Consider the following 23,879-nt stretch of genomic DNA (forward strand, 5'->3'; position numbering starts at 1 on the left):
TTTTTCTTCCTGTCACGCTTAAGCGCGGATTTGTTGTGATGTGGTTGTGCTCTGACAGATGGCTACATGTGCAACATCTACCAGTTTAGTTAACTGACTAAACAGTAAGTCGACCGACCGTGGACTGGCAACGGTCAATTCGATATTTATGTTCTGTGCATCGGTGGCAGTTTCCATATTCATGGAACAGATCTGAAAGCCACGGTGGCGAACCACACGTAATACACGTTCTAACGTTTCCGGATTGAAGCGTGCCTGCACGGCGACCTGATGTTGCATCATGATAATTTCTCCAGCATTTGTGAGTTACTCGCACCTGGTGGGACTAACGGCCAGACATTCTCAAGTTCGTCGATTGAGACATGAAGCAGATAAGGCCCTTCGCTTGACAGCATGGTGTCGAGTGCCGCTTCAACCTGGTCTTTACGAGTGATGTGCTGACCAGGGATGCCAAAGGCGCTGGCCAGGACGAGAAAATCGGGATTATCGGTGAGTGTGGTTTCGCTATATCGCTCCTGGAAAAACAGCTGCTGCCACTGGCGAACCATGCCAAGACGTTGGTTATCGAGTAAGACGATTTTCAGTGGCAACTGTTTGCGTTTAACCGTACCCAGTTCCTGAACATTCATCATGAACGAACCATCACCGGAGATGCAGATAACAGTATCGTTCGGGCGAGCGACCTGTGCACCAACGGCAGCCGGTAAGCCGAAACCCATGGTCCCTAAACCGCTAGAGGTGATGAAGTTTTCCGGGCGCGTATAGGTCATATGCTGCGCCGACCACATCTGGTGCTGGCCCACATCCGTGGTGACAACACTGTCAGCAGGTTTGCGATCCGACAGTTGCTTCAGCAACAACGGGGCGTAGATAGCCTCACCGGGGTGGTCATAACGCCAGGCGTGTTCAGTGCGCATATCTGCCGCATGTTGACGCCACTCAGTGATCTCCAGTGGCTGCTGCAATGCAGGTAATAACACATTCAGATCGCCCTGCAGGGCCACATGAACCTGGCGCAATTTGTTCATTTCGGCCGGGTCGATATCCATATGGATGACTTTTGCATTCGGTGCGAAAGTGTTCAGTTTTCCGGTTACGCGATCATCAAAACGCGCGCCAACTGCAATGAGCAGGTCACATTCCTGAACCGCCAGGTTTGCCGCTTTTGTCCCGTGCATCCCCAGCATCCCCAGATAGTACGGATACTCAGCATCCACCGCACCCAGACCTTTGAGGGTACAGGTAGTAGGCATTTGCGTAACGGCAATAAACTCTCGCAATGCAGGAACAGCCTGCGCCATTCCTACACCACCACCAATGTACAGAATCGGTTGTTGGGCCTGAGCCAGCATCTGGCGAGCGGCATCAACATCGGCATGAAGGAACGTATCGCTATCTTCGACAGTGGAGAAATGCGGCTCCAGTTCACCCAGTGCAACCTGAACATCTTTAGGTATATCAATTAAAACGGGGCCCGGACGACCAGAGTTAGCGATTTGGAAGGCTTCTGCCATCACGCGCGGCAACTCATCCAGAGACTGAACAAGGAAGCTGTGTTTAGTACATGCCAGTGACAAACCGAGCACATCAACTTCCTGAAACGCATCCGTTCCGATTAACGGTGATGCGACCTGGCCGGTAATGGCAACAACGGGAACAGAATCAAGCAGAGCATCAGCCAGGCCGGTGATCAGGTTTGTCGCACCGGGGCCCGACGTCGCCATACAAACACCCGTTTTCCCGGTGGCTCGGGCATAGCCAATAGCCGCCATGGCTGCGCCTTGCTCATGCCGGCACAACAGGTGTTCCACGCCGCCGTCATACAATGCATCGTAAATCGGCATAATTGCGCCACCCGGATAACCGAATACGGTTTCAACTCCCTGCGCGCGCAACGCATGTACTACCCACTGTGCCCCATTCATAGTCAGTTCCCCGTCATAAATCTGGAGAAACAGAATTTTGTGCTAGTTGTCATTCTCTGCTCCTCATTTAAGTTTTTTAGTCATAAAAAAACCCCCGGACCTTTCGGTGCGGGGGTCTTAGTTCGTTAAGGCTTGATTTCTAAGCCTTTCCTCGTCCAAGTGCAGCCCCGCACGGTGGGATAATAATCACCACCACGCTAATCACGACCAGGCTAATCACTCGTAGAAGGGCTGTCATTTTCAGTTCTTTTTGCATCTTGTTCGAAGGAATACCTAAAGAGGTATCACAGATATGAAATCAAACACAAGTTTTATTTATGAAAACTTTATTTAGCATGCAAATAATTATGCAAAAAATCGTTGTTTTATATGAAAAAAATTGAAAATGAATTTTTTTCATTTTTTGACTGCGCCATTCGCTGTCAAAACATTCCGTTATTCATTGCTGCGAGAAGGATTCCATTCTCATGCAACTTTTACACTTTGCTGTCAAAAATCAGGAATGCGCGCCGTAAATCAGCAAACTTGCAGTGAATAACAGAAAACTACAGTGGCATAGTAGCTATATCAGGAGGTACTTATGTCACTGTCAGTTGTTTATACCCGTGCCGCAATTGGTGTGAGGGCCCCACTTATTTCTGTTGAAGTTCATTTGAGTAATGGGCTGCCAGGGCTGACGCTTGTTGGATTACCGGAAACCACAGTGAAAGAGGCAAGGGATCGCGTGCGCAGTGCAATCATCAATAGCGGTTATACCTTCCCGGCCAGGAAAATCACCATCAACCTGGCACCGGCTGATTTGCCCAAAGAGGGAGGGCGATATGATTTACCTATCGCGATTGCGCTCCTCGCTGCCTCTGAGCAATTGAACACAACAAGGCTAGGCTCGTATGAGTTTATCGGTGAACTGGCGCTTACAGGCGCGCTAAGAGGCGTTCCCGGCGCAATTTCTGGCGCTCTTGAAGCAATACAAGCAGGACGACAAATCATCGTCGCCAATGAAAATGCTTCAGAAGTGAGCCTTATTGCTGAGAAAGGCTGCCTGATAGCTGGGCACTTACAGGAAGTTTGTGCGTATCTGGAAGGACGACACGAGTTGGCCGAACCGGAAGAGTGCGATGAAATATTGCCGGATGCTCCAGAGAATCTCAGCGACATCCTGGGTCAGGAGCAAGGCAAGCGCGCGCTAGAAATTACGGCTGCAGGTGGGCACAACCTTCTGCTGATAGGCCCACCGGGCACAGGTAAAACCATGTTGGCGAGTCGCCTCTGTGGCCTACTCCCACCACTGAATAATCGTGAAGCTCTCGAAAGCGCCGCAATCTTCAGCTTGGTCAGTTCAGCATCTCTGCACAAACAGTGGCGCCGCCGACCTTTTCGATCTCCACACCACAGCGCCTCTCTTGCGGCGATGGTCGGCGGAGGAGCAATACCCGGCCCTGGCGAAATTTCTCTGGCACACAATGGCATATTGTTTCTTGATGAACTGCCCGAGTTTGAACGACGCGTATTAGATGCGCTACGTGAACCGATTGAATCTGGACAGATTCATATCTCCCGTACGAGAGCCAAAATTAGCTATCCCGCTCAATTTCAGTTGGTTGCCGCGATGAACCCTAGCCCCACGGGACACTACCAGGGCAATCATAATCGTTGTACACCTGAACAGACACTCCGCTATCTGGGAAAACTATCAGGTCCTTTCCTCGACAGGTTCGATTTGTCTCTGGAAATCCCTCTTCCACCACCGGGCTTACTGAGACAGACACACGTCAGGGGAGAAAGCACGTCGCAGGTACGCGACAGGGTCGTCATCGCGCAGGCAAGGCAATATACCCGTCAGCACAAACTAAATGCCCGCCTTGATAACGCAGAAATCAGGCAGTTTTGCCCTCTCAAGGCTGAGGATGCATGCTGGCTGGAAGAAACGCTGACTCGGTTTGGACTTTCAATCCGCGCATGGCAACGTTTGTTGAAGGTCGCGCGAACTATCGCTGATGTCGAAGGTTGCCCTGATATTAAAAGACAGCATCTTCAGGAAGCATTGAGCTATAGAGCAATTGATCGTTTACTGCTGCATCTGCAAAAGATACTGGCGTAAAAAAGGGGCCGTAGCCCCTCTTTTCATTTCATCGCAGCATTAATCATCTGACTCGGTATAATCTTCAGCACCTTCCATCTGCGGCTTACCACCAGACAGGGTATGGAAGCGCTTAGGACGCTTGATACGTGCCATGTATTTGATCCACACACGTTCCGCTTCAGATTCCGGCTCGCGTTCGCCACGGCAAACGGCAACAAACTGTTTTTCGTCTTCCGTTTCAGGTTCGCGTTTTCCCAGATCTAACTCGTTAAAGGCATAACCATGACGCTCAAGCAGTTGTGCCTCTTTGATGGTGAAATCACCATGGCGAGAGAACCCGCGCGGATAATTTTTATTGTCGAAAAAACGATTAATTGTCGTAAAGCTTTCCGCCATCCTACACGCTCCTAATTCTTTGGCCGAGCTATTTATGGCGCGGAGTATTAGTTACGCTTGACAGAGCGTCAAACAAAACATTTAAATCATAACGACAAATAATTTTGCGGAGAAAGATGTGGATACGGAATTGCTAAAAACTTTCCTGGAAGTGAGCAGAACACGTCACTTTGGACGAGCAGCTGAAGCACTCTACCTGACACAGTCAGCGGTCAGTTTTCGTATTCGCCAGTTGGAAAATCAACTGGGGGTGAATCTTTTTACCCGCCATCGCAACAATATCCGCCTAACACCTGCGGGTGAGAAACTCTTGCCTTATGCAGAAACGTTGATGAACACCTGGCAAGCGGCACGAAAAGAGGTTGCACATACCTCACAGCACAATGAGTTTTCGATTGGGGCGAGTGCCTCACTATGGGAATGCATGCTCAGTCAATGGCTTACACGATTATATCAAACGCACAATCATCTACAGTTTGAGGCTCGAATTGCCCAGCGTCAGTCCCTTGTTAAACAATTGCATGAGCGTCAGCTGGATCTTCTGATCACTACAGAAGCCCCCAAAATGGACGAATTTAGTAGCCAAATTGCTGGTCAATTTAGCCTGGCGCTTTATGCCTCTGAGCCCTCAACGATGAAGGCAGATCGCAATTATCTACGCATGGAATGGGGGCCAGATTTCCAGCAACATGAGACTGGATTGATTGCCAGCGATGATGTGCCAAAACTGACAACCAGTTCTGCTGAGATAGCTTGTCAGCAACTTGGTCTGCTGAACGGTTGCACCTGGTTGCCGACGCGTTGGGCCGAAAAGAAACCTGAGTTGCATGCTGTCATCGATTCCTCGACACTTTCAAGACCGCTTTATGCGGTATGGCTACAGAACAGTGACAAGCAATCTCAGATAAAAGATCTGCTAAAAATCAACATACTGGATTAATGTCACGGAGCTGCAAGGACGCAGACAGTAAATAAGGAAAGGGTAGCTTTCATCATTTTTTAGGCAAAAAAAATCCTTTGCCTAAGCAAAGGATTATTATGTGGCAGGGGCGGAGAGACTCGAACTCGCGACACCCGGTTTTGGAGACCGGTGCTCTACCAACTGAGCTACGCCCCTAAATCTTCTTACCATTAAGCCTGCTATTCAGCAGGCTTAATTTTTAATAAGTGGCGGAACGGACGGGACTCGAACCCGCGACCCCCTGCGTGACAGGCAGGTATTCTAACCGACTGAACTACCGCTCCACCGAAGACTTCTGTAACCACCGGTTTAGTGCACCGGCTTACTACTTAATTTGATGCCTGGCAGTTCCCTACTCTCACATGGGGAGACCCCACACTACCATCGGCGCTACGGCGTTTCACTTCTGAGTTCGGCATGGGGTCAGGTGGGACCACCGCGCTAAAGCCGCCAGGCAAATTCTGTTCATTAACCCGCTTTCGCCGGCTAATATTATCTGTATCAGGCTGATTATCATGTCTCTTTCGCCAAAACATCTTCGGCGTTGTAAGGTTAAGCCTCACGGTTCATTAGTATCGGTTAGCTCAACGTATCGCTACGCTTACACACCCGACCTATCAACGTCGTAGTCTTCAACGTTCCTTCAGGACCCTTAAAGGGTCAGGGAGAACTCATCTCGGGGCAAGTTTCGTGCTTAGATGCTTTCAGCACTTATCTCTTCCGCATTTAGCTACCGGGCAATGCCATTGGCATGACAACCCGAACACCAGTGATGCGTCCACTCCGGTCCTCTCGTACTAGGAGCAGCCCCCCTCAATTCTCCAGCGCCCACGGCAGATAGGGACCGAACTGTCTCACGACGTTCTAAACCCAGCTCGCGTACCACTTTAAACGGCGAACAGCCGTACCCTTGGGACCTACTTCAGCCCCAGGATGTGATGAGCCGACATCGAGGTGCCAAACACCGCCGTCGATATGAACTCTTGGGCGGTATCAGCCTGTTATCCCCGGAGTACCTTTTATCCGTTGAGCGATGGCCCTTCCATTCAGAACCACCGGATCACTATGACCTGCTTTCGCACCTGCTCGAGCCGTCACTCTCGCAGTCAAGCTAGCTTATGCCATTGCACTAACCTCCTGATGTCCGACCAGGATTAGCTAACCTTCGTGCTCCTCCGTTACTCTTTGGGAGGAGACCGCCCCAGTCAAACTACCCACCAGACACTGTCCGCAACCCGGATCACGGGTCCACGTTAGAACACCAGCCATTAAAGGGTGGTATTTCAAGGGCGGCTCCACGCAGACTGGCGTCCACGCTTCAAAGCCTCCCACCTATCCTACACATCAAGGACCAGTGTTCAGTGTCAAGCTATAGTAAAGGTTCACGGGGTCTTTCCGTCTTGCCGCGGGTACACTGCATCTTCACAGCGAGTTCAATTTCACTGAGTCTCGGGTGGAGACAGCCTGGCCATCATTACGCCATTCGTGCAGGTCGGAACTTACCCGACAAGGAATTTCGCTACCTTAGGACCGTTATAGTTACGGCCGCCGTTTACCGGGGCTTCGATCAAGAGCTTCGCGTTGCCGCTGACCCCATCAATTAACCTTCCGGCACCGGGCAGGCGTCACACCGTATACGTCCACTTTCGTGTTTGCACAGTGCTGTGTTTTTAATAAACAGTTGCAGCCAGCTGGTATCTTCGACTGATTTCAGCTCCACCCGCAGGGGCTTCACCTACATATCAGCGTGCCTTCTCCCGAAGTTACGGCACCATTTTGCCTAGTTCCTTCACCCGAGTTCTCTCAAGCGCCTTGGTATTCTCTACCTGACCACCTGTGTCGGTTTGGGGTACGATTTCGTGTTACCTGATGCTTAGAGGCTTTTCCTGGAAGCAGGGCATTTGTTACTTCAGCACCGTAGTGCCTCGTCATCACACCTCAGCGTTAAAAGAGTCCGGATTTACCTAAACTCTCCGCCTACATGCTTAAACCGGGACAACCGTCGCCCGGCTAACATAGCCTTCTCCGTCCCCCCTTCGCAGTAACACCAAGTACAGGAATATTAACCTGTTTCCCATCGACTACGCCTTTCGGCCTCGCCTTAGGGGTCGACTCACCCTGCCCCGATTAACGTTGGACAGGAACCCTTGGTCTTCCGGCGTGCGGGCTTTTCACCCGCATTATCGTTACTTATGTCAGCATTCGCACTTCTGATACCTCCAGCATCCCTCACAGGACACCTTCAACGGCTTACAGAACGCTCCCCTACCCAACAACACATAGTGTCGCTGCCGCAGCTTCGGTGCATGGTTTAGCCCCGTTACATCTTCCGCGCAGGCCGACTCGACCAGTGAGCTATTACGCTTTCTTTAAATGATGGCTGCTTCTAAGCCAACATCCTGGCTGTCTGTGCCTTCCCACATCGTTTCCCACTTAACCATGACTTTGGGACCTTAGCTGGCGGTCTGGGTTGTTTCCCTCTTCACGACGGACGTTAGCACCCGCCGTGTGTCTCCCGTGATAACATTCTTCGGTATTCGTAGTTTGCATCGGGTTGGTAAGCCGGGATGGCCCCCTAGCCGAAACAGTGCTCTACCCCCGAAGATGAGTTCACGAGGCGCTACCTAAATAGCTTTCGGGGAGAACCAGCTATCTCCCGGTTTGATTGGCCTTTCACCCCCAGCCACAAGTCATCCGCTAATTTTTCAACATTAGTCGGTTCGGTCCTCCAGTTAGTGTTACCCAACCTTCAACCTGCCCATGGCTAGATCACCGGGTTTCGGGTCTATACCCTGCAACTTAACGCCCAGTTAAGACTCGGTTTCCCTTCGGCTCCCCTATTCGGTTAACCTTGCTACAGAATATAAGTCGCTGACCCATTATACAAAAGGTACGCAGTCACCCCATAAAGAGGCTCCCACTGCTTGTACGTACACGGTTTCAGGTTCTTTTTCACTCCCCTCGCCGGGGTTCTTTTCGCCTTTCCCTCACGGTACTGGTTCACTATCGGTCAGTCAGGAGTATTTAGCCTTGGAGGATGGTCCCCCCATATTCAGACAGGATACCACGTGTCCCGCCCTACTCTTCGAGTTCACACCAGATGCGTTTTTGTGTACGGGACTATCACCCTGTACCGCCGGACTTTCCAGACCGTTCCACTAACACACCTGCTGATTCAGACTCTGGGCTGCTCCCCGTTCGCTCGCCGCTACTGGGGGAATCTCGGTTGATTTCTTTTCCTCGGGGTACTTAGATGTTTCAGTTCCCCCGGTTCGCCTCGTTAACCTATGTATTCAGTTAACGATAGTGCAACGAATTGCACTGGGTTTCCCCATTCGGACATCGCCGGGTCAAAGGTTCATATCACCTCGCCGACGCTTTTCGCAGATTAGCACGTCCTTCATCGCCTCTGACTGCCAGGGCATCCACCGTGTACGCTTAGTCGCTTAACCTCACAACCCGAAGATGTTTCTTTCGATTCATCATCAAATTGCGAAAATTTGAGAGACTCGAACACACCTTCATCTGTTCTTATTACGGAGAACAGACACAGTGTGTCGTTTCAATTTTCAGCTTGATCCAGATTTTTAAAGAGCAAATATCTCAAACGTGACTCGCTGCTCACGCAACGGAATCAGTTTTGAGATATATCGGCAGGTGACTTTCACTCACAAACCAGCAAGTGGCGTCCCCTAGGGGATTCGAACCCCTGTTACCGCCGTGAAAGGGCGGTGTCCTGGGCCTCTAGACGAAGGGGACACTGAAGTCTCAATCGCAAGACGCCTTGCTATTTACTTTTCATCAGACAATCTGTGTGGACACTACAAAGGCAGGTTCTTTAAGGTAAGGAGGTGATCCAACCGCAGGTTCCCCTACGGTTACCTTGTTACGACTTCACCCCAGTCATGAATCACAAAGTGGTAAGCGCCCTCCCGAAGGTTAAGCTACCTACTTCTTTTGCAACCCACTCCCATGGTGTGACGGGCGGTGTGTACAAGGCCCGGGAACGTATTCACCGTAGCATTCTGATCTACGATTACTAGCGATTCCGACTTCATGGAGTCGAGTTGCAGACTCCAATCCGGACTACGACATACTTTATGAGGTCCGCTTGCTCTCGCGAGGTCGCTTCTCTTTGTATATGCCATTGTAGCACGTGTGTAGCCCTACTCGTAAGGGCCATGATGACTTGACGTCATCCCCACCTTCCTCCAGTTTATCACTGGCAGTCTCCTTTGAGTTCCCGGCCTAGCCGCTGGCAACAAAGGATAAGGGTTGCGCTCGTTGCGGGACTTAACCCAACATTTCACAACACGAGCTGACGACAGCCATGCAGCACCTGTCTCACGGTTCCCGAAGGCACTAAAGCATCTCTGCTAAATTCCGTGGATGTCAAGAGTAGGTAAGGTTCTTCGCGTTGCATCGAATTAAACCACATGCTCCACCGCTTGTGCGGGCCCCCGTCAATTCATTTGAGTTTTAACCTTGCGGCCGTACTCCCCAGGCGGTCGACTTAACGCGTTAGCTCCGGAAGCCACTCCTCAAGGGAACAACCTCCAAGTCGACATCGTTTACGGCGTGGACTACCAGGGTATCTAATCCTGTTTGCTCCCCACGCTTTCGCACCTGAGCGTCAGTCTTTGTCCAGGGGGCCGCCTTCGCCACCGGTATTCCTCCAGATCTCTACGCATTTCACCGCTACACCTGGAATTCTACCCCCCTCTACAAGACTCTAGCCTGCCAGTTTCGAATGCAGTTCCCAGGTTGAGCCCGGGGATTTCACATCCGACTTGACAGACCGCCTGCGTGCGCTTTACGCCCAGTAATTCCGATTAACGCTTGCACCCTCCGTATTACCGCGGCTGCTGGCACGGAGTTAGCCGGTGCTTCTTCTGCGGGTAACGTCAATCGCTGTGGTTATTAACCACAACGCCTTCCTCCCCGCTGAAAGTACTTTACAACCCGAAGGCCTTCTTCATACACGCGGCATGGCTGCATCAGGCTTGCGCCCATTGTGCAATATTCCCCACTGCTGCCTCCCGTAGGAGTCTGGACCGTGTCTCAGTTCCAGTGTGGCTGGTCATCCTCTCAGACCAGCTAGGGATCGTCGCCTAGGTGAGCCATTACCCCACCTACTAGCTAATCCCATCTGGGCACATCTGATGGCAAGAGGCCCGAAGGTCCCCCTCTTTGGTCTTGCGACATTATGCGGTATTAGCTACCGTTTCCAGTAGTTATCCCCCTCCATCAGGCAGTTTCCCAGACATTACTCACCCGTCCGCCGCTCGTCACCCGGGAGCAAGCTCCCTGTGTTACCGCCCGACTTGCATGTGTTAGGCCTGCCGCCAGCGTTCAATCTGAGCCATGATCAAACTCTTCAATTTAAGTTTGATGCTCGTGAATTAAACTTCGTAATGAATTACGTATGTTCACTCAGAGACTTGGTATTCATTTTTCGTCTTGCGACGTCAAGAATCCATGTCACTTTGAGTGCCCACACAGATTGTCTGATAAATTGTTAAAGAGCAGTGCAACGCGGCTTTCGCTCACCGTTGCGAGGTCCCGTATAATACGTTTTCCTCATTCAGAGTCAAGCGTTTATTTTCGCTTTTCTCTGCCGGCGTTCATCTCTGAACCCCGCTAACCCGGCGGCCTGTAAGCCGTTGTTCCGTGTCAGTGGAGGCGCATTATAGGGAGTTCTCAGACGTTGACAACCCCTCTTTGAAAAAAAACGTTCAACCGTCTCTTTTTTGCTCAAAACCGTGCTATAGCGCGAGTTTTTCGAGCGTTTCGAAGCCGTAGCGACGCAAAACGGGTAAAAGTTGTTCAGTCTCTTTCGTCAGCGCCATAGCAAAAGCAATGTTCGCATCGGAAGACTTAGCATCTGGCGCTTCGTGTTCAAGCAACCAGGAAGTTCGCCGCGCAATGGCCGCGCCAGAATCCACCAGCCGAGTCCCTTCTGGCAGAACCTGTAAAAGCTCTTCCTGTAATAGAGGGAAATGCGTGCATCCCAGCACAACGGTATCCGGTGGTTCCGGCATACGCAGCCAGGGGCGAAGGATACGACGCAGCTCTTCCAGGGGAACGACGTGTCCATGGAGTTTCGCTTCAGCCATCTCAACCAGCTCAGCCGAACCCAGCATCGCAATCTGGCATTCATTAGCAAAACGGTCGATCAGTTCACGCGTATAAGGCCGTTTTACTGTTCCACGTGTCGCCAGTAAACCGACGATACCGTTCGCCGTCAAACGAGCCGCAGGCTTAATCGCAGGGACGACGCCCACGACCGGAAACTGGAACTTTTCACGTAATGCTGGAAGGGATACCGTACTCGCCGTGTTACAGGCTATAACTGCCAGCGCCAGGGGATAACGCTTTTGCACAGCAGTCACAATTTCAACCACACGCTCGACAATAAAGTCTTCGCTCTTTTCCCCATAAGGAAACGCGACGTTATCGAAAGCGTAGATATAGTGGAGATTCGGCAGGAGATGCCGAATCTCATCATAGACCGAAAGCCCACCGACGCCGGAATCAAACACCAGCACGGTGGGACGCGGATCAGAAGGTGTAGCTGCCAGACAAGGTGTATTCCCGTCCTGCAGTTTGGTAGCCATAAACTGTCTCGTAATCTTTATCGAACAGGTTGGCTATTTTACCACGAACTGTAAGGTGTGAGGTGACAGGATATGAAACTGCGACATCCCACAGGCTGACTCCCCCCAGTTTAACTTCACGAGACGGGTATGAACTGAAGTCGTCGTCATAGCGAGTCCCCAGATAGCGGTATGCGAGATCCCAGTCAAGATCCCAAACCTGCCAGTCCAGTTGGTACTTCACCTGCTGTTTAGAGCGACGCTTAAGCACTTCGTTGGTTTTCGCATTACGCGGATCAACATAATCGTAAGAGATCTGGTGCGCCAATGGGCCTGTATCGAATTGAGCAGTAGCTTCAATCCCTTCAATGCGCGCTTTATCGACGTTGTAGTAGCGATAATTGGCATCATATCCAATCAGGTTATCGACATCATTACGATACGCGGAGACACGCCAGTTTACGGGTCCCGTCAGGCCCTCAAAGCCTCCTTCCCACTGTTTACTCTCTTCTGGTTTAAGATCCGGGTTACCATAGGTTGCGCTGTGGATCTGGCTCATTGTGGGTGCTTTGTACGCCGTTCCGTAAGAACCGACGATGCGATAACCCTCAACGAATTCCCAGGCGGCGCTGGTTTGCCAGGTACTATGGTCACCGAAGTTAGAGTTATCATCATGACGGGCGGCCGCTTCCAGCGTGACGCTATCAAACTGTTGCATCGCCGATAAGAAAACACCGGTGTTACGCTGTTCGTAGCCCTGGTCCAGGTAACCTGTACCTGCCTGTGTTTTTTGTTTCTGCCAGTCGATACCCGCACCGATATTACCGTGGCCTACCTCGAAGTTGTTCAGCCACTGCGTGGTATATTGCTTCACATCATCCATCGTTGCAGATGCTGCGTAGCGGCCTTTGCTTGGGTCGTAGTTGATATCCTTACTGCGGCCATAACCAGCTACCAGTTGAGACTGATAAATACCCTGCTTAAATCGCAGCCCGGTATCCCAGTTTTGGCTATAAAGCTGGCGCGTATCCGGCGTACCATCCGCAGTAAATGAAGCATAACCGTCATAGGCTGTGCGGTTATCATAGCCAAACCCACGCACAAAGCCGCTCAGGCTATCAGTCAGTTGCTGCTCAACGGAACCAAACAGCGACTTACTCATAAAACCATCGCGATCCGGTTGACGCGGAGCATCATTTGCCCCGATATCAAAACCTCGGGTGTAGGTATAGTTCCCGCCCATCGTGATTTTGGTTTTATCCAAGACCTGCTGGAAGGAGCCGTCATAAGACTGGTAGCCTTTGGAGCCAACGCCCGCAGAAATTTCCGCCCCTGGCTTATCACGTCCGGTAATAATGTTAATTACACCGCCGATAGCGTCAGAGCCATACAGCGCCGAACGCGGCCCACGAATGTATTCAATACGCTGAATAAGAGAGGTCGGAATCTGGCTGAGATCGGCGGCATTACTGATACCGGCATTGTTTAACGGGATGCCATCAATCAGAACCAAAACATGCCGAGATTCAGTGCCGCGAATAAAGGTAGACGCGTTCGCCCCCATACCACCGCTTTGCGCGATATCCACACCCGGTAAACGAGACATCACCTCAACAACACTTTTTGCCTGCCAGCGTTCAATATCTTCACGCGTCACAACGGACGTTGGGGCCAGAACGGTGTTGATTGGTTGTTCAAAACGGTTTGCTGTCACCACCATCGAGTCCGCGCTATCCTGCGCCCAGCCCGAAAATGCTGTGACGGAAAGCGCCGTCAGCAGCGATACTTTTTTAATCATTGTTAAAGCATCCACAATATAAGAAGGATGCCGCAGGCCTCATCTATAGCACGCGATGATGAAACCAAGTGCGACGTGATCCCGGCAGGTCTTCGGGCTAGGTGGCGTATTGTGGATGAAGACTTCCCGCTCACGTCACCCTTCAAGCTGCTTCTGCGGCGGCTGAACTCGCTGGCCACCTTGATGCAACTTGAATAATGTTGTGTATACAAAGCAGTGTCTACAACTCTCATCCCGCCAGTCTTTACCGCTGCGCGTCAGCTCCAGATTTACACTGGATTCCCTTTTCACTCACAGGAGACCGGAAACAGAATGCTACAATTAGAAACGTATGGATGTCCAGACAGCTAAGCATCATTAAATGTGGACATCCCCTGTACAGTGCTTACAATCCCCGCGAAATTCTTTATTACTCAGGACGCATCATGACCCCCGAACACCTCCCGACAGAACAATACGACGCGCAGCTGGCAGAGAAAGTTGTCCGCCTGCAAAGTATGATGACGCCTTTCAACGCGCCCGTTCCCGAGGTGTTCCGCTCACCGGTCAGCCATTACCGTATGCGTGCCGAGTTCCGTATCTGGCATGATGGTGACGACCTGTATCACATCATCTTTGATCAACAGACGAAATCACGAATTCGTGTAGACAGCTTCCCTGCCGCCAGCGAATTAATTAATCAGTTGATGACGTTGATGATCGACGGAGTCCGCAACAACCCGGTGTTGCGACACAAGCTGTTCCAGATTGATTACCTGACGACCCAAAGCAACCAGGCCATTGTGTCGCTGCTGTATCACAAAAAGCTGGACGATGAGTGGCGTGCACAAGCAGAAACCCTGCGTGATGCCCTGCGAGCACAGAACATCAATGTCCACCTGATTGGCCGCGCCACAAAAACCAAAATCATGCTGGATCAGGACTATATCGACGAGCGCCTGCCGGTGGCCGGAAAAGAGATGATCTACCGCCAGGTAGAAAACAGCTTTACCCAGCCAAACGCCGCCATGAACGTACAGATGCTGGAGTGGGCGCTGAGTGCCACCGAGGGCTCAACGGGTGATTTGCTGGAGCTTTACTGTGGTAACGGCAACTTCTCGCTGGCGCTGGCGCGCAATTTTGAACGCGTGCTGGCAACGGAAATCGCCAAACCATCCGTTGCCGCTGCACAATACAATATTGCAGCCAACCACATCGACAACGTCCAGATTATTCGTATGGCGGCAGAAGAGTTTACTCAGGCGATGAACGGTGTACGTGAATTCAATCGATTGCAGGGAATTGACCTGAAGAGCTACCAGTGCGAGACGATTTTTGTCGATCCACCGCGTAGTGGGCTCGACAGTGAAACCGAGAAAATGGTGCAGGCGTACCCGCGTATTTTGTACATCTCCTGTAACCCGGAGACATTGTGTAAAAATCTGGAAACCTTGAGCCAGACGCATAAGGTTGAACGCCTGGCCCTGTTCGATCAGTTCCCGTACACGCACCACATGGAGTGCGGCGTACTGCTCACGGCGAAGTAATCTGTTTGCCGGATGGCGTTTCGCTGATCCGGCAAACAACATCCATCCACGTTATTCCGTCAATTGATTCTTGCGGCTACGTATGCGCGAGCCAATCCAGAACACCAGCGCCACAGACAGGACCGCAGGCAGGAAATTAGAGCCAATATCCGGATACTCTGCGCGCACAACAGTGCTATACAACAACACGCCCAAAATAAAGCAGGCGGCGGCAAGCCCCGGCAGCCCCACTGGCATTGTTCGATTCTGGTAACGTTGATGCAGGCAATAAACCGTCAGCACCAGCGCGATTAGCGGGAAAATAGAGAATGGTACGATAGAGCTGAAAATAGCCGAAAACGTGCCATTAATTGATAAGCCAGCGATCAATGCCAGCAACAACGTACCTTTATCCTGACCTGACTGTTTCATTACTCACCCTTCACTCATCGGTTTGATGTGCCATCTTTTCTTGTTCACGGCGATACCAGTAATACGCACCTTTGGAAATCATCCGCAGTTGTAATACCAGTCTCTCTTCAAGCTGTTTCCGTTGTTCAATGCCAACATCCAGTGCCTCCGCGCCTGCACTGAAAACAATGGTCACCATCGCTTCGGCCTGTGCTTCTGTGAAGGCTCGCGGCATATGGTTTTCGAGTTCAAGATAGTCGGCAAGTTCCGCAATAAAATGCTGAATCTCGCGCGCGACAGCGGCACGAAACGCGGAGGATGTTCCGGAACGCTCACGCAATAACAGACGAAACGCGTTCGGATTATTACCAATAAACTCCATAAAGGTGGAGACAGAGGTGCGGATCACGCTGCCACCTTTAGCAATACGCTGGCGCGCCTGACGCATCAGTTGGCGCAGCATCAGACCACTCTCGTCCACCATCGTCAGACCCAGTTCATCAACATCACGAAAATGACGATAGAAGGACGTTGGCGCAATCCCTGCCTCACGCGCCACTTCGCGCAGGCTCAGGCTGGCAAAACTTCGCTCAGCACTCAATTGACTGAATGCGGCTTCCACCAGCGAACGCCGGGTTTTCTCTTTTTGTTGTGCTCTTACGCCCATCACAATAGTTGAATCCTTCCAAAGGCCTGATGGCACTATACCAGAGAATAAAATTAATCTGTTTGCCCTGCTTTGTGAAAGATTGTTTACGTGAGGTTTGTGCTCCACTGCGCGAAAAGAGCACAACGATAATTGGGTTATCCGCGCATTGATGTTATGATTCTGTTGCTTTTATGTATAAGAACAGGTAAGCCTTACCATGCCACACACCTACGATTACGATGCAATAGTTATTGGTTCCGGCCCAGGCGGCGAAGGTGCTGCTATGGGGCTGGTGAAGCAGGGAGCCAGGGTAGCGGTAATAGAGCGCTACCATAATGTTGGTGGCGGTTGTACCCACTGGGGCACAATCCCTTCTAAAGCCCTCCGCCACGCCGTCAGCCGCATTATCGAATTTAACCAAAACCCCCTTTACAGCGATCACTCCCGACTTCTGCGTTCCTCATTTGCCGACATACTGAATCATGCTGACACAGTAATTAACCAGCAAACACGGATGCGTCAGGGATTTTATGAGCGTAACCATTGTGAAATCCTGCAAGGTAACGCCCATTTCGTCGACGAACACACGCTGGCGCTGGAGTGTCACGACGGCTCTGTAGAGACAATTACCGCAGAGAAATTCGTTATTGCCTGTGGTTCACGCCCTTATCACCCGGCAGATGTTGATTTCTCTCACCCACGCATTTACGACAGCGATTCCATTTTGAGCCTGCACCATGAACCCCGCCATGTACTCATCTATGGTGCAGGGGTTATCGGCTGTGAATACGCGTCGATTTTCCGTGGAATGGAGGTGAAAGTTGACCTTATCAACACCCGCGACCGTCTGCTGGCATTTCTCGATCAGGAGATGTCAGATTCTCTCTCCTATCACTTCTGGAACAGTGGCGTCGTCATTCGCCATAACGAAGAATATGAGAAAATCGAAGGCTGTGATGACGGCGTAATCATGCACCTGAAGTCCGGCAAGAAACTCAAAGCCGACTGCCTGCTGTATGCCAATGGACGTACGGGTAACACCGATTCGCTGGCGCTGGAAAACATCGGCCTCGAAACCGATAGCCGTGGGCAACTGAAGGTCAACAGCATGTACCAGACGGCGCTGCCAAATATCTATGCTGTGGGTGACGTCATTGGTTATCCGAGTCTGGCATCTGCTGCTTACGATCAAGGACGCATTGCCGCACAGGCGCTGGTGAAAGGTGAGGCAACCGCCCATCTTATCGAAGATATTCCGACCGGGATTTACACCATTCCGGAAATTAGCTCCGTCGGAAAAACAGAGCAGCAACTGACGGCAATGAAAGTGCCTTACGAGGTAGGTCGTGCGCAGTTTAAGCATCTGGCTCGCGCACAAATCGTGGGGATGAGTGTGGGAACACTGAAGATTTTGTTCCATCGCGAAACGAAAGAGATCCTCGGTATTCACTGTTTCGGTGAACGCGCCGCGGAGATCATTCATATCGGCCAGGCGATAATGGAGCAAAAAGGTGGTGGTAACACGATTGAGTACTTTGTTAACACCACCTTTAACTACCCGACAATGGCGGAAGCCTATCGGGTAGCGGCATTAAACGGTCTGAACCGCCTGTTTTAACGCGCTGTCAAAGTGGCCATCCATTGAACTACGGATGGCCTCTGCCAGCTGTTCATAGCGGCTACGCAGCGGCGAACCAGGGCGATAGACCAGCCCGATGGTACGGCGTGGTTCCGGTTTAATACACGGCAGATACACCACACCATCTCGCTTGCGTTCATGCGGAACGGCCAGCGCAGGCAACAATGTGATACCACTTCCTGCCGCGACCATATTACGCAGCGTTTCCAGGCTGGTTGCACGGAAATGGGTATCTTCATCCGCACCCGCTTCAAAGCAGAAGCCCATTGCCTGATCGCGCAAGCAGTGACCATCTTCCAGCATCAGCAGTTTTTCGCCCGCCAGATCGGCCATTGGAACCCGCTCACGATTCGCCCACGGGTGATCCTCATAGATCGCCAGCATCATCGGCTCATCAAACAGCGGCACTTCGATGAAGGCCTCACTCTCTTTGACCAGCGCCAGAATCGCACAATCGAGCTTACCGCTGTCTAACTGCGCCAGCAGCTGATGGGTTTGCGCTTCATGCAGGTACATTTCGAGTTTCGGGAAGGTCTGGTGCAACATCGGAATGATGTGCGGTAACAGGTACGGGCCAACGGTTGGGATCAGGCCAATATGCAGTGGGCCAGACATCGCCTCCCCCTGCTGGCTTGCCATTTCCTTGAGCACTTTGACCTCGCGCAGCACAGTGCGCGCCTGATCCACCAGCAACAAACCGGCCTGGGTGAACAGCACTTTACGACTGGTGCGCTCCAGCAGCATTACGCCCAGTTCATCCTCCAGCTTACGGATTTGACCGCTAAGCGTAGGCTGACTGACGTGGCAGGAATCTGCCGCGCGGCGAAAATGACGATGCTCGGCTAACGCTACCAGGTATTCAAGATCACGAATATTCATTATTCATCCTCCGTCGCCACGATAGTTCATGGCGATAGATAGCATAGCAACGAACGATTATCCCTATCAAGCATTCTGTTGAATAATACGCCACATAGACAAGACGGCACGTGTTTGACCCTTGGCGTGCCGAACTGTCAAACGAGTTTCTCTCAAAACTCGAACAACTAAAGCCAACGTGAACTTTTGCGGACCCCGTGGTCCGCATTTTTTTGCGTAAAAATCCGGGGTAAACGCAAAATGGCAACCGAAGTTGCCATTTTTAGTGTTTGCCTCCTCTCCCGCCGGGAGAGGTCGGGGTGAGGGCATCAACCCACACGGATCAAACTAACCGGTTTTTCGCATCCGCAATGGCCTGTGCAACCTGCTTAGGCGACACCCCACCTTTCGCGGCGCGCTTATCCAGGCACGACTGCAACGCCAGAATCGGATAAACATCATCCCCAATAACCGCACTAAATTTCTGCAGATCGGCCAGCGTTAACTCTTCCAGCGGCTTCGCCTGGCGAATGGCCTCAACCACCGCCTCACCCACAATATGGTGTGCTTCACGGAACGGCACGCCTTTGGCTACCAGGTAATCCGCCAACTCAGTAGAATTCGCGTACCCCTGCTGCGCCGCTTCCTGACAACGTGGACGTTTCACCTGAATACCATCCAACACCAGCGCGCCCATGTGCAGACAATCCAGCCAGGTGTCGAGTGCGTCGAATAACCCTTCTTTGTCTTCCTGCATGTCTTTGTTGTACGCCAGTGGCAAGCCTTTCAGGGTCATCATCATGCCCGTCAGCGCGCCCTGCACACGACCACACTTACCGCGGATCAGCTCCAGCGCATCCGGGTTTTTCTTCTGTGGCATCAGGGAAGAACCTGATGTCACGCGATCTGACAACTCAACAAAACCTGCTTCACCAGAGTTGAAGAAGATCAGGTCTTCAGCGAAACGCGACAAGTGCACCATACCGATGGAAGCATTCGAGAGCAGCTCCAGAACATGGTCACGGTCGGATACGCTGTCCAGACTGTTGCGTGTAGCGGATGCAAAACCCAGCCAGCCTGCCAGCTGTTCACGGTCGATCTCATACGCCGTACCCGCCAGCGCACCGCTGCCCAATGGACTAACGTCCAGACGTTTCAGGGTATCCTGCAAACGGCTTTCATCACGTGCCAGCATCTCAACATATGCCAGGCTCCAGTGAGCAAACGTCACCGGCTGAGCACGCTGCAGGTGGGTATACCCTGGCATCACCGCATCCTGATTGTTCTGCGCGGTCTCGACCAGAGCACTCTGTAATTGACGATTCGCTGCCAGCAGCTCCACCACCGTATCTTTACACCACAGTTTCAGGTCGGTCGCGACCTGATCGTTACGGCTACGCCCGGTGTGCAGTTTCTTACCCAGTTGGCCGACTTTGTCGATCAGTTTGCCTTCCACCCAGCTGTGAATGTCTTCGGCATCACTTTTCAGGATCTGCTGCGGGTCCAGACGCACCTCTTCCAGCAGGTTGTTCAGCGCCTCTTCCAGCTGCAGTTGTTCATCCGCAGTCAAGACGCCCACAGTGACCAGCGCTTTGGACCAGGCCACAGAGCCGACGATATCCTGTTCGGCCAGGCGGTAGTCGAAGCGCAAAGAGTCGTTGAACTGTTTGAACCGCTGATCCGCTGCCTGTGTAAAACGCCCACCCCAAAGTGCCATAACATGCTTCCTTAATATCTTTGAATGACTTTGCCCGGTGGCACTGCGCTTACCGGGCCTACAAAACAATAAATCGATTACGCCAGAATACGCGTGCCAATCGGCGTGCCGTTAAACAACGCCGGAAGTTGCTCCGCATGACGCCACGAGGCGATATCCACCGGACGGCCGAGCGTACGCGCAGCATCCAACGCCGCATTCACTTTTACAATCATGCCATCGGTAATAATGCCCTGAGCAATCAGTTGCTCTGCTTTTGCGGCAGTCATTTCCGCAATACGCTGGCCTTTGCCGTCCAGAATGCCGCTCACATCGGAGAGCAGGATCAGGTCTGCACCCAGCGTCGCCGCCAGTGCCGTAGCAGCCTGATCGGCATTCACGTTCATCAGTTGACCTTCTTCTGTCACACCGATGGAGCTAACCACTGGCAAGAAACCGCCTTCCAGTAAGGTGTTAATCAGATTAGGCGAACCCGGCTGCGCCAGTCCAACGTGGCCGAGGTCTTCGTCGAGCTGGGTCACTTTTACGCTATCGCCATCGCCCAGATAGAGGCCGACAGAAGCGATATGGTGTTTCTTCGCCCACGCCAGCAACGTTTTGTTTGCCGTCCCTGCCAGTGCACCGGTAATGATGTCAATCTGATCGGCTGGCGTTACACGCAGGCCATTTTTCTTTTTCACTGGCAGGTTAAGCCCTTTCATCAGCTCATCCACCACACAACCGCCGCCATGAACAATCACCAGAGGACGTTGGTGTGATTCGCGATAGTTAACCAGCGCGGTAAACAGACGCTCCAGCGCTTCTTCGCTGTCCAGCAGTACACCACCGAGTTTGATAATTAATGGGTTCATCATCACACCTTAAATAAGAGCCTGCGTTTCAGCGAAGCCAAAACGAATATTTGCACACTGCATTGCCTGTGCGGCAGCGCCTTTGAGTAAGTTATCTTCTGCGGCGACCACAATCAGGTGCTCGCCCTGAACAGCAAAGCCGATATCACAGAATGGCAGACCGACCACATTTTTCAGGGCTGGCACACCTTTGTCATACAGACGCACCAGCGGTTTATCCGCATACGCCTGAGTAAAGACGTCACTCACCTGTTCTTTTGTCACACCCGGTTTCAGGCGGCAGGTAATGGTTTCCAGAATCCCACGCGGGAAATTACCCAGATGCGGTGTGAAAATAACCTCTGCACCCAGGTGGGTCGTGATTTCAGGGTGATGGCGATGGTTGAACACCCCATACGGCTGAAGGCTGACTTCACAGAAACTGTTTGATATTGCCGCCTTACGGCCCGCACCGCTCACACCACTGGTGGCGTTGATCACTGGCCACTGGTTCAGATCCAGCAGGCCTGCATCGATCAACGGCTTCAGGGAAAGCTGTGCCGCCGTCGGGTAGCAACCCGGTACGGCAATCAGGTTCGCCTCTTTCAGTTTGTCTGCGCTCCACTCCGCCAGCCCGTACACCGCTTTCTCAAGCAAATCGGGATACTGATGGGTGAAACCATAATATTTTTCATAGAACGCACCGTCGTTTACACGGAACGCACCAGAGAGGTCGAACACCACACAACCTGCCGCCAGAAACTGCGGAGCCAGGTCATGGCTGACTTCGTGAGCAGTGGCTAAAAACACCACGTCCACGCCATCTGTGAACTCGCTGATATCGGACATCGGCTGCAACGGCAGGTCGACGATCCCCTTAAGTTGTGGATGCAAATCGGAAATTAACTTTCCTGCATCATTGCTTTGCGCTGACACGGTCAAAGCGGTTATGGTCATATGAGGATGGCGATTCACGTAGCTTACAAGCTCTGCGCCCGCATAACCGCTAGCGCCTACAATCAGCGTATTCAACATCAGGTTCCTTTACGCTCAACGTTAATGTATTTTTATTCACATTTATTGCATGAATATTGATACTATCACGACCTAAGGTGTGTCAACAATGAAAATGAACTTACCGCCATTTATCGAGATTTACCGCGCCCTGATTGCCACGCCGTCCATCAGCGCAACCGAGGAAGCGTTGGATCAGAGTAATGAGTCTTTAATCAATCTGCTGGCGGGTTGGTTTAGCGATCTTGGGTTTAACGTTGAGGTTCAACCCGTACCTGGAACCCGTCACAAATTCAACCTGCTCGCCAGTACCGGACAGGGCGCAGGCGGCTTGTTGCTGGCCGGCCATACCGATACCGTCCCCTTTGATGATGGTCGCTGGACGCGCGATCCCTTCACCCTGACCGAGCACGACAACAAGCTCTATGGCCTGGGTACGGCCGATATGAAAGGCTTCTTCGCCTTTATCCTCGATGCACTGCGTGACGTCGACGTGACGACGCTGAAAAAACCGCTCTACATTCTGGCGACTGCTGACGAAGAAACGAGCATGGCGGGCGCTCGTTACTTCTCTGAAAACACCGCAATCCGTCCAGATTGCGCCATCATTGGTGAACCAACCTCCCTGCAACCGATTCGCGCGCACAAAGGCCATATCTCAACCGCTGTGCGGGTAATGGGCCAGTCAGGCCACTCCAGCGATCCGGCGCGCGGGGTTAACGCCATTGAACTGATGCACGACGCGATTGGCCGCATTATGCAGTTGCGTGACTCACTGAAAGAACGCTATCACCATGATTCATTCACTGTTCCGTATCCAACACTGAACCTCGGTAGCCTGCACGGTGGGGACGCATCAAACCGTATTTGTGCCTGCTGCGAACTGCACATGGATATTCGCCCACTGCCTGGTATGACGCTGAGCGATCTGGATGGTCTGTTGAATGAGGCTCTGGCTCCTGTAAGCGAGCGCTGGCCAGGACGGCTGACGGTCTCTGAGCTGCATCCACCGATCCCAGGTTATGAATGCCCACCAGACCATCAACTCGTTGAAGTGGTCGAAAAGCTGCTTGGCGAAAAAACTGACGTGGTGAACTACTGCACCGAAGCGCCGTTTATTCAGACGCTGTGCCCAACGCTGGTTCTTGGTCCTGGTTCCATCAACCAGGCTCACCAGCCAGATGAATATCTGGAAACTCGCTTTATTAAACCCACGCGTGAACTGATTACCCAGGTTGTGCATCATTTCTGCTGGCACTAAAACTGCCCCCTCACCTCAACCCGATGGGCAGAGCGTGAGGGGTAAAAATCCCGCGATCTTCGTCACATTCTCATAAGCATCGCTTATCTGACGCAAAGCGAATTAAATTTCGTAAATTACCCACATTTATTCGTTTGCTGAACCGTTTTCGCAGCAATTGACGACGGGGGTTTTACGTGGCTTTATAAAGGGAGATGACAAAATAATGTCCAAAAGATTGTCGACTGGGCATAAAC

General features: G+C 51.9%; 18 protein-coding genes, 3 tRNA genes, 3 rRNA genes and 1 riboswitch. Of the genes, 5 read left to right on the top strand and 19 right to left on the bottom strand.

Annotated features, from left to right (window positions below):
- Positions 1 to 18: 18 nt before the first annotated feature.
- From ilvM to ilvL, 4 genes are all read right to left on the bottom strand, one after another.
- Entirely contained in the window at positions 19 to 282 is a 264-nt protein-coding gene (gene ilvM, locus HV346_RS22480) for an acetolactate synthase 2 small subunit (RefSeq protein WP_181621436.1), read from the bottom strand.
- Complete coding sequence (ilvG, locus tag HV346_RS22485; protein ID WP_181621437.1) at positions 279 to 1,925, bottom strand: acetolactate synthase 2 catalytic subunit; 1,647 nt, start codon at positions 1,923 to 1,925, stop codon at positions 279 to 281. The genes ilvM and ilvG overlap by 4 nt, the downstream gene beginning before the upstream one ends.
- Before the next feature lie 2 nt (positions 1,926 to 1,927).
- Positions 1,928 to 1,978 carry a peptide IlvX gene (ilvX, locus tag HV346_RS23335; protein ID WP_166792073.1) on the bottom strand — a complete coding sequence of 17 codons (51 nt, stop codon included), beginning with the start codon at positions 1,976 to 1,978 and terminating at the stop codon, positions 1,928 to 1,930.
- An 86-nt stretch (positions 1,979 to 2,064) separates the two neighbouring features.
- Positions 2,065 to 2,163, bottom strand: coding sequence for an ilv operon leader peptide (gene ilvL / locus HV346_RS22490; protein ID WP_001311244.1), 99 nt, complete (start codon positions 2,161 to 2,163; stop codon positions 2,065 to 2,067).
- A gap of 342 nt (positions 2,164 to 2,505) precedes the next feature.
- Between ilvL and HV346_RS22495 the strand changes: the two genes are divergently transcribed.
- On the top strand, positions 2,506 to 4,026 hold the full coding sequence (locus HV346_RS22495; protein WP_181621438.1) for a YifB family Mg chelatase-like AAA ATPase: 1,521 nt from the start codon (positions 2,506 to 2,508) through the stop codon (positions 4,024 to 4,026).
- Between the two features lie 39 nt (positions 4,027 to 4,065).
- Here the strand turns inward: HV346_RS22495 and HV346_RS22500 are convergent, their stop codons facing one another.
- Positions 4,066 to 4,404: a DUF413 domain-containing protein gene (locus HV346_RS22500; protein ID WP_181621439.1), complete on the bottom strand. Its 339-nt coding sequence runs from the start codon at positions 4,402 to 4,404 to the stop codon at positions 4,066 to 4,068.
- 118 nt (positions 4,405 to 4,522) lie between these two features.
- On the opposite strand from HV346_RS22500, the gene hdfR reads away from it, so the two are divergent.
- Complete coding sequence (gene hdfR / locus HV346_RS22505; RefSeq protein WP_181621440.1) at positions 4,523 to 5,344, top strand: HTH-type transcriptional regulator HdfR; 822 nt, start codon at positions 4,523 to 4,525, stop codon at positions 5,342 to 5,344.
- 101 nt (positions 5,345 to 5,445) lie between these two features.
- Here hdfR and HV346_RS22510 read toward each other — a convergent pair.
- From HV346_RS22510 to btuB, 8 genes are all read right to left on the bottom strand, one after another.
- Positions 5,446 to 5,521 (bottom strand) — tRNA-Trp (locus HV346_RS22510).
- A 51-nt stretch (positions 5,522 to 5,572) separates the two neighbouring features.
- Positions 5,573 to 5,649 (bottom strand) — tRNA-Asp (locus tag HV346_RS22515).
- A 55-nt stretch (positions 5,650 to 5,704) separates the two neighbouring features.
- Positions 5,705 to 5,820, bottom strand: a 5S ribosomal RNA gene (rrf, locus tag HV346_RS22520).
- Between the two features lie 93 nt (positions 5,821 to 5,913).
- Positions 5,914 to 8,817, bottom strand: a 23S ribosomal RNA gene (locus HV346_RS22525).
- 231 nt (positions 8,818 to 9,048) lie between these two features.
- A tRNA-Glu gene (locus HV346_RS22530) sits at positions 9,049 to 9,124 on the bottom strand.
- Between the two features lie 85 nt (positions 9,125 to 9,209).
- A 16S ribosomal RNA gene (locus HV346_RS22535) occupies positions 9,210 to 10,749 on the bottom strand.
- The 16S, 23S and 5S rRNA genes sit together here with 3 tRNA genes alongside, the layout of an rRNA operon.
- Before the next feature lie 381 nt (positions 10,750 to 11,130).
- A complete protein-coding gene (murI, locus tag HV346_RS22540; RefSeq protein WP_181621441.1) occupies positions 11,131 to 11,982 on the bottom strand; it encodes a glutamate racemase in 852 nt (283 codons plus the stop codon).
- Complete coding sequence (btuB, locus tag HV346_RS22545) at positions 11,927 to 13,759, bottom strand: TonB-dependent vitamin B12 receptor BtuB (RefSeq protein WP_181621442.1); 1,833 nt, start codon at positions 13,757 to 13,759, stop codon at positions 11,927 to 11,929. Before btuB ends, murI begins: the two co-directional genes overlap by 56 nt.
- Before the next feature lie 65 nt (positions 13,760 to 13,824).
- A riboswitch (cobalamin riboswitch) is annotated at positions 13,825 to 14,080 on the bottom strand.
- A gap of 104 nt (positions 14,081 to 14,184) precedes the next feature.
- On the opposite strand from btuB, the gene trmA reads away from it, so the two are divergent.
- Positions 14,185 to 15,285 (top strand): tRNA (uridine(54)-C5)-methyltransferase TrmA, encoded by a 1,101-nt coding sequence (gene trmA / locus HV346_RS22550; protein ID WP_181621443.1) that lies wholly within the window; start codon positions 14,185 to 14,187, stop codon positions 15,283 to 15,285.
- A gap of 51 nt (positions 15,286 to 15,336) precedes the next feature.
- On the opposite strand, the gene HV346_RS22555 is transcribed toward trmA, so the two are convergent.
- Both HV346_RS22555 and fabR read right to left on the bottom strand, forming a co-directional pair.
- Entirely contained in the window at positions 15,337 to 15,696 is a 360-nt protein-coding gene (locus HV346_RS22555; RefSeq protein ID WP_181621445.1) for a YijD family membrane protein, read from the bottom strand.
- A gap of 10 nt (positions 15,697 to 15,706) precedes the next feature.
- On the bottom strand, positions 15,707 to 16,345 hold the full coding sequence (gene fabR / locus HV346_RS22560; protein ID WP_181621446.1) for an HTH-type transcriptional repressor FabR: 639 nt from the start codon (positions 16,343 to 16,345) through the stop codon (positions 15,707 to 15,709).
- A 196-nt stretch (positions 16,346 to 16,541) separates the two neighbouring features.
- Here fabR and sthA point away from each other — a divergent pair, with 196 nt between their 5' ends.
- Positions 16,542 to 17,942 (top strand): Si-specific NAD(P)(+) transhydrogenase, encoded by a 1,401-nt coding sequence (sthA, locus tag HV346_RS22565; protein WP_181621447.1) that lies wholly within the window; start codon positions 16,542 to 16,544, stop codon positions 17,940 to 17,942.
- On the opposite strand, the gene oxyR is transcribed toward sthA, so the two are convergent.
- From oxyR to argC, 4 genes are all read right to left on the bottom strand, one after another.
- A complete protein-coding gene (oxyR, locus tag HV346_RS22570) occupies positions 17,916 to 18,842 on the bottom strand; it encodes a DNA-binding transcriptional regulator OxyR (RefSeq protein ID WP_181621448.1) in 927 nt (308 codons plus the stop codon). The genes sthA and oxyR overlap by 27 nt on opposite strands.
- A 322-nt stretch (positions 18,843 to 19,164) precedes the next feature.
- The gene (argH, locus tag HV346_RS22575) at positions 19,165 to 20,538 is read right to left on the bottom strand and encodes an argininosuccinate lyase (protein ID WP_181621449.1); all 1,374 of its coding nucleotides are present in this window, start codon (positions 20,536 to 20,538) and stop codon (positions 19,165 to 19,167) included.
- A gap of 77 nt (positions 20,539 to 20,615) precedes the next feature.
- A complete protein-coding gene (gene argB, locus HV346_RS22580; protein ID WP_181621450.1) occupies positions 20,616 to 21,392 on the bottom strand; it encodes an acetylglutamate kinase in 777 nt (258 codons plus the stop codon).
- A gap of 6 nt (positions 21,393 to 21,398) precedes the next feature.
- Positions 21,399 to 22,403 carry an N-acetyl-gamma-glutamyl-phosphate reductase gene (gene argC / locus HV346_RS22585; RefSeq protein WP_181621452.1) on the bottom strand — a complete coding sequence of 335 codons (1,005 nt, stop codon included), beginning with the start codon at positions 22,401 to 22,403 and terminating at the stop codon, positions 21,399 to 21,401.
- 88 nt (positions 22,404 to 22,491) lie between these two features.
- On the opposite strand from argC, the gene argE reads away from it, so the two are divergent.
- Complete coding sequence (gene argE, locus HV346_RS22590; protein WP_181621453.1) at positions 22,492 to 23,643, top strand: acetylornithine deacetylase; 1,152 nt, start codon at positions 22,492 to 22,494, stop codon at positions 23,641 to 23,643.
- Positions 23,644 to 23,879: the final 236 nt, after the last annotated feature.

Origin of the sequence: Enterobacter sp. RHBSTW-00994, assembly GCF_013782625.1 — a bacterium.
Lineage (GTDB): Bacteria > Pseudomonadota > Gammaproteobacteria > Enterobacterales > Enterobacteriaceae > Enterobacter.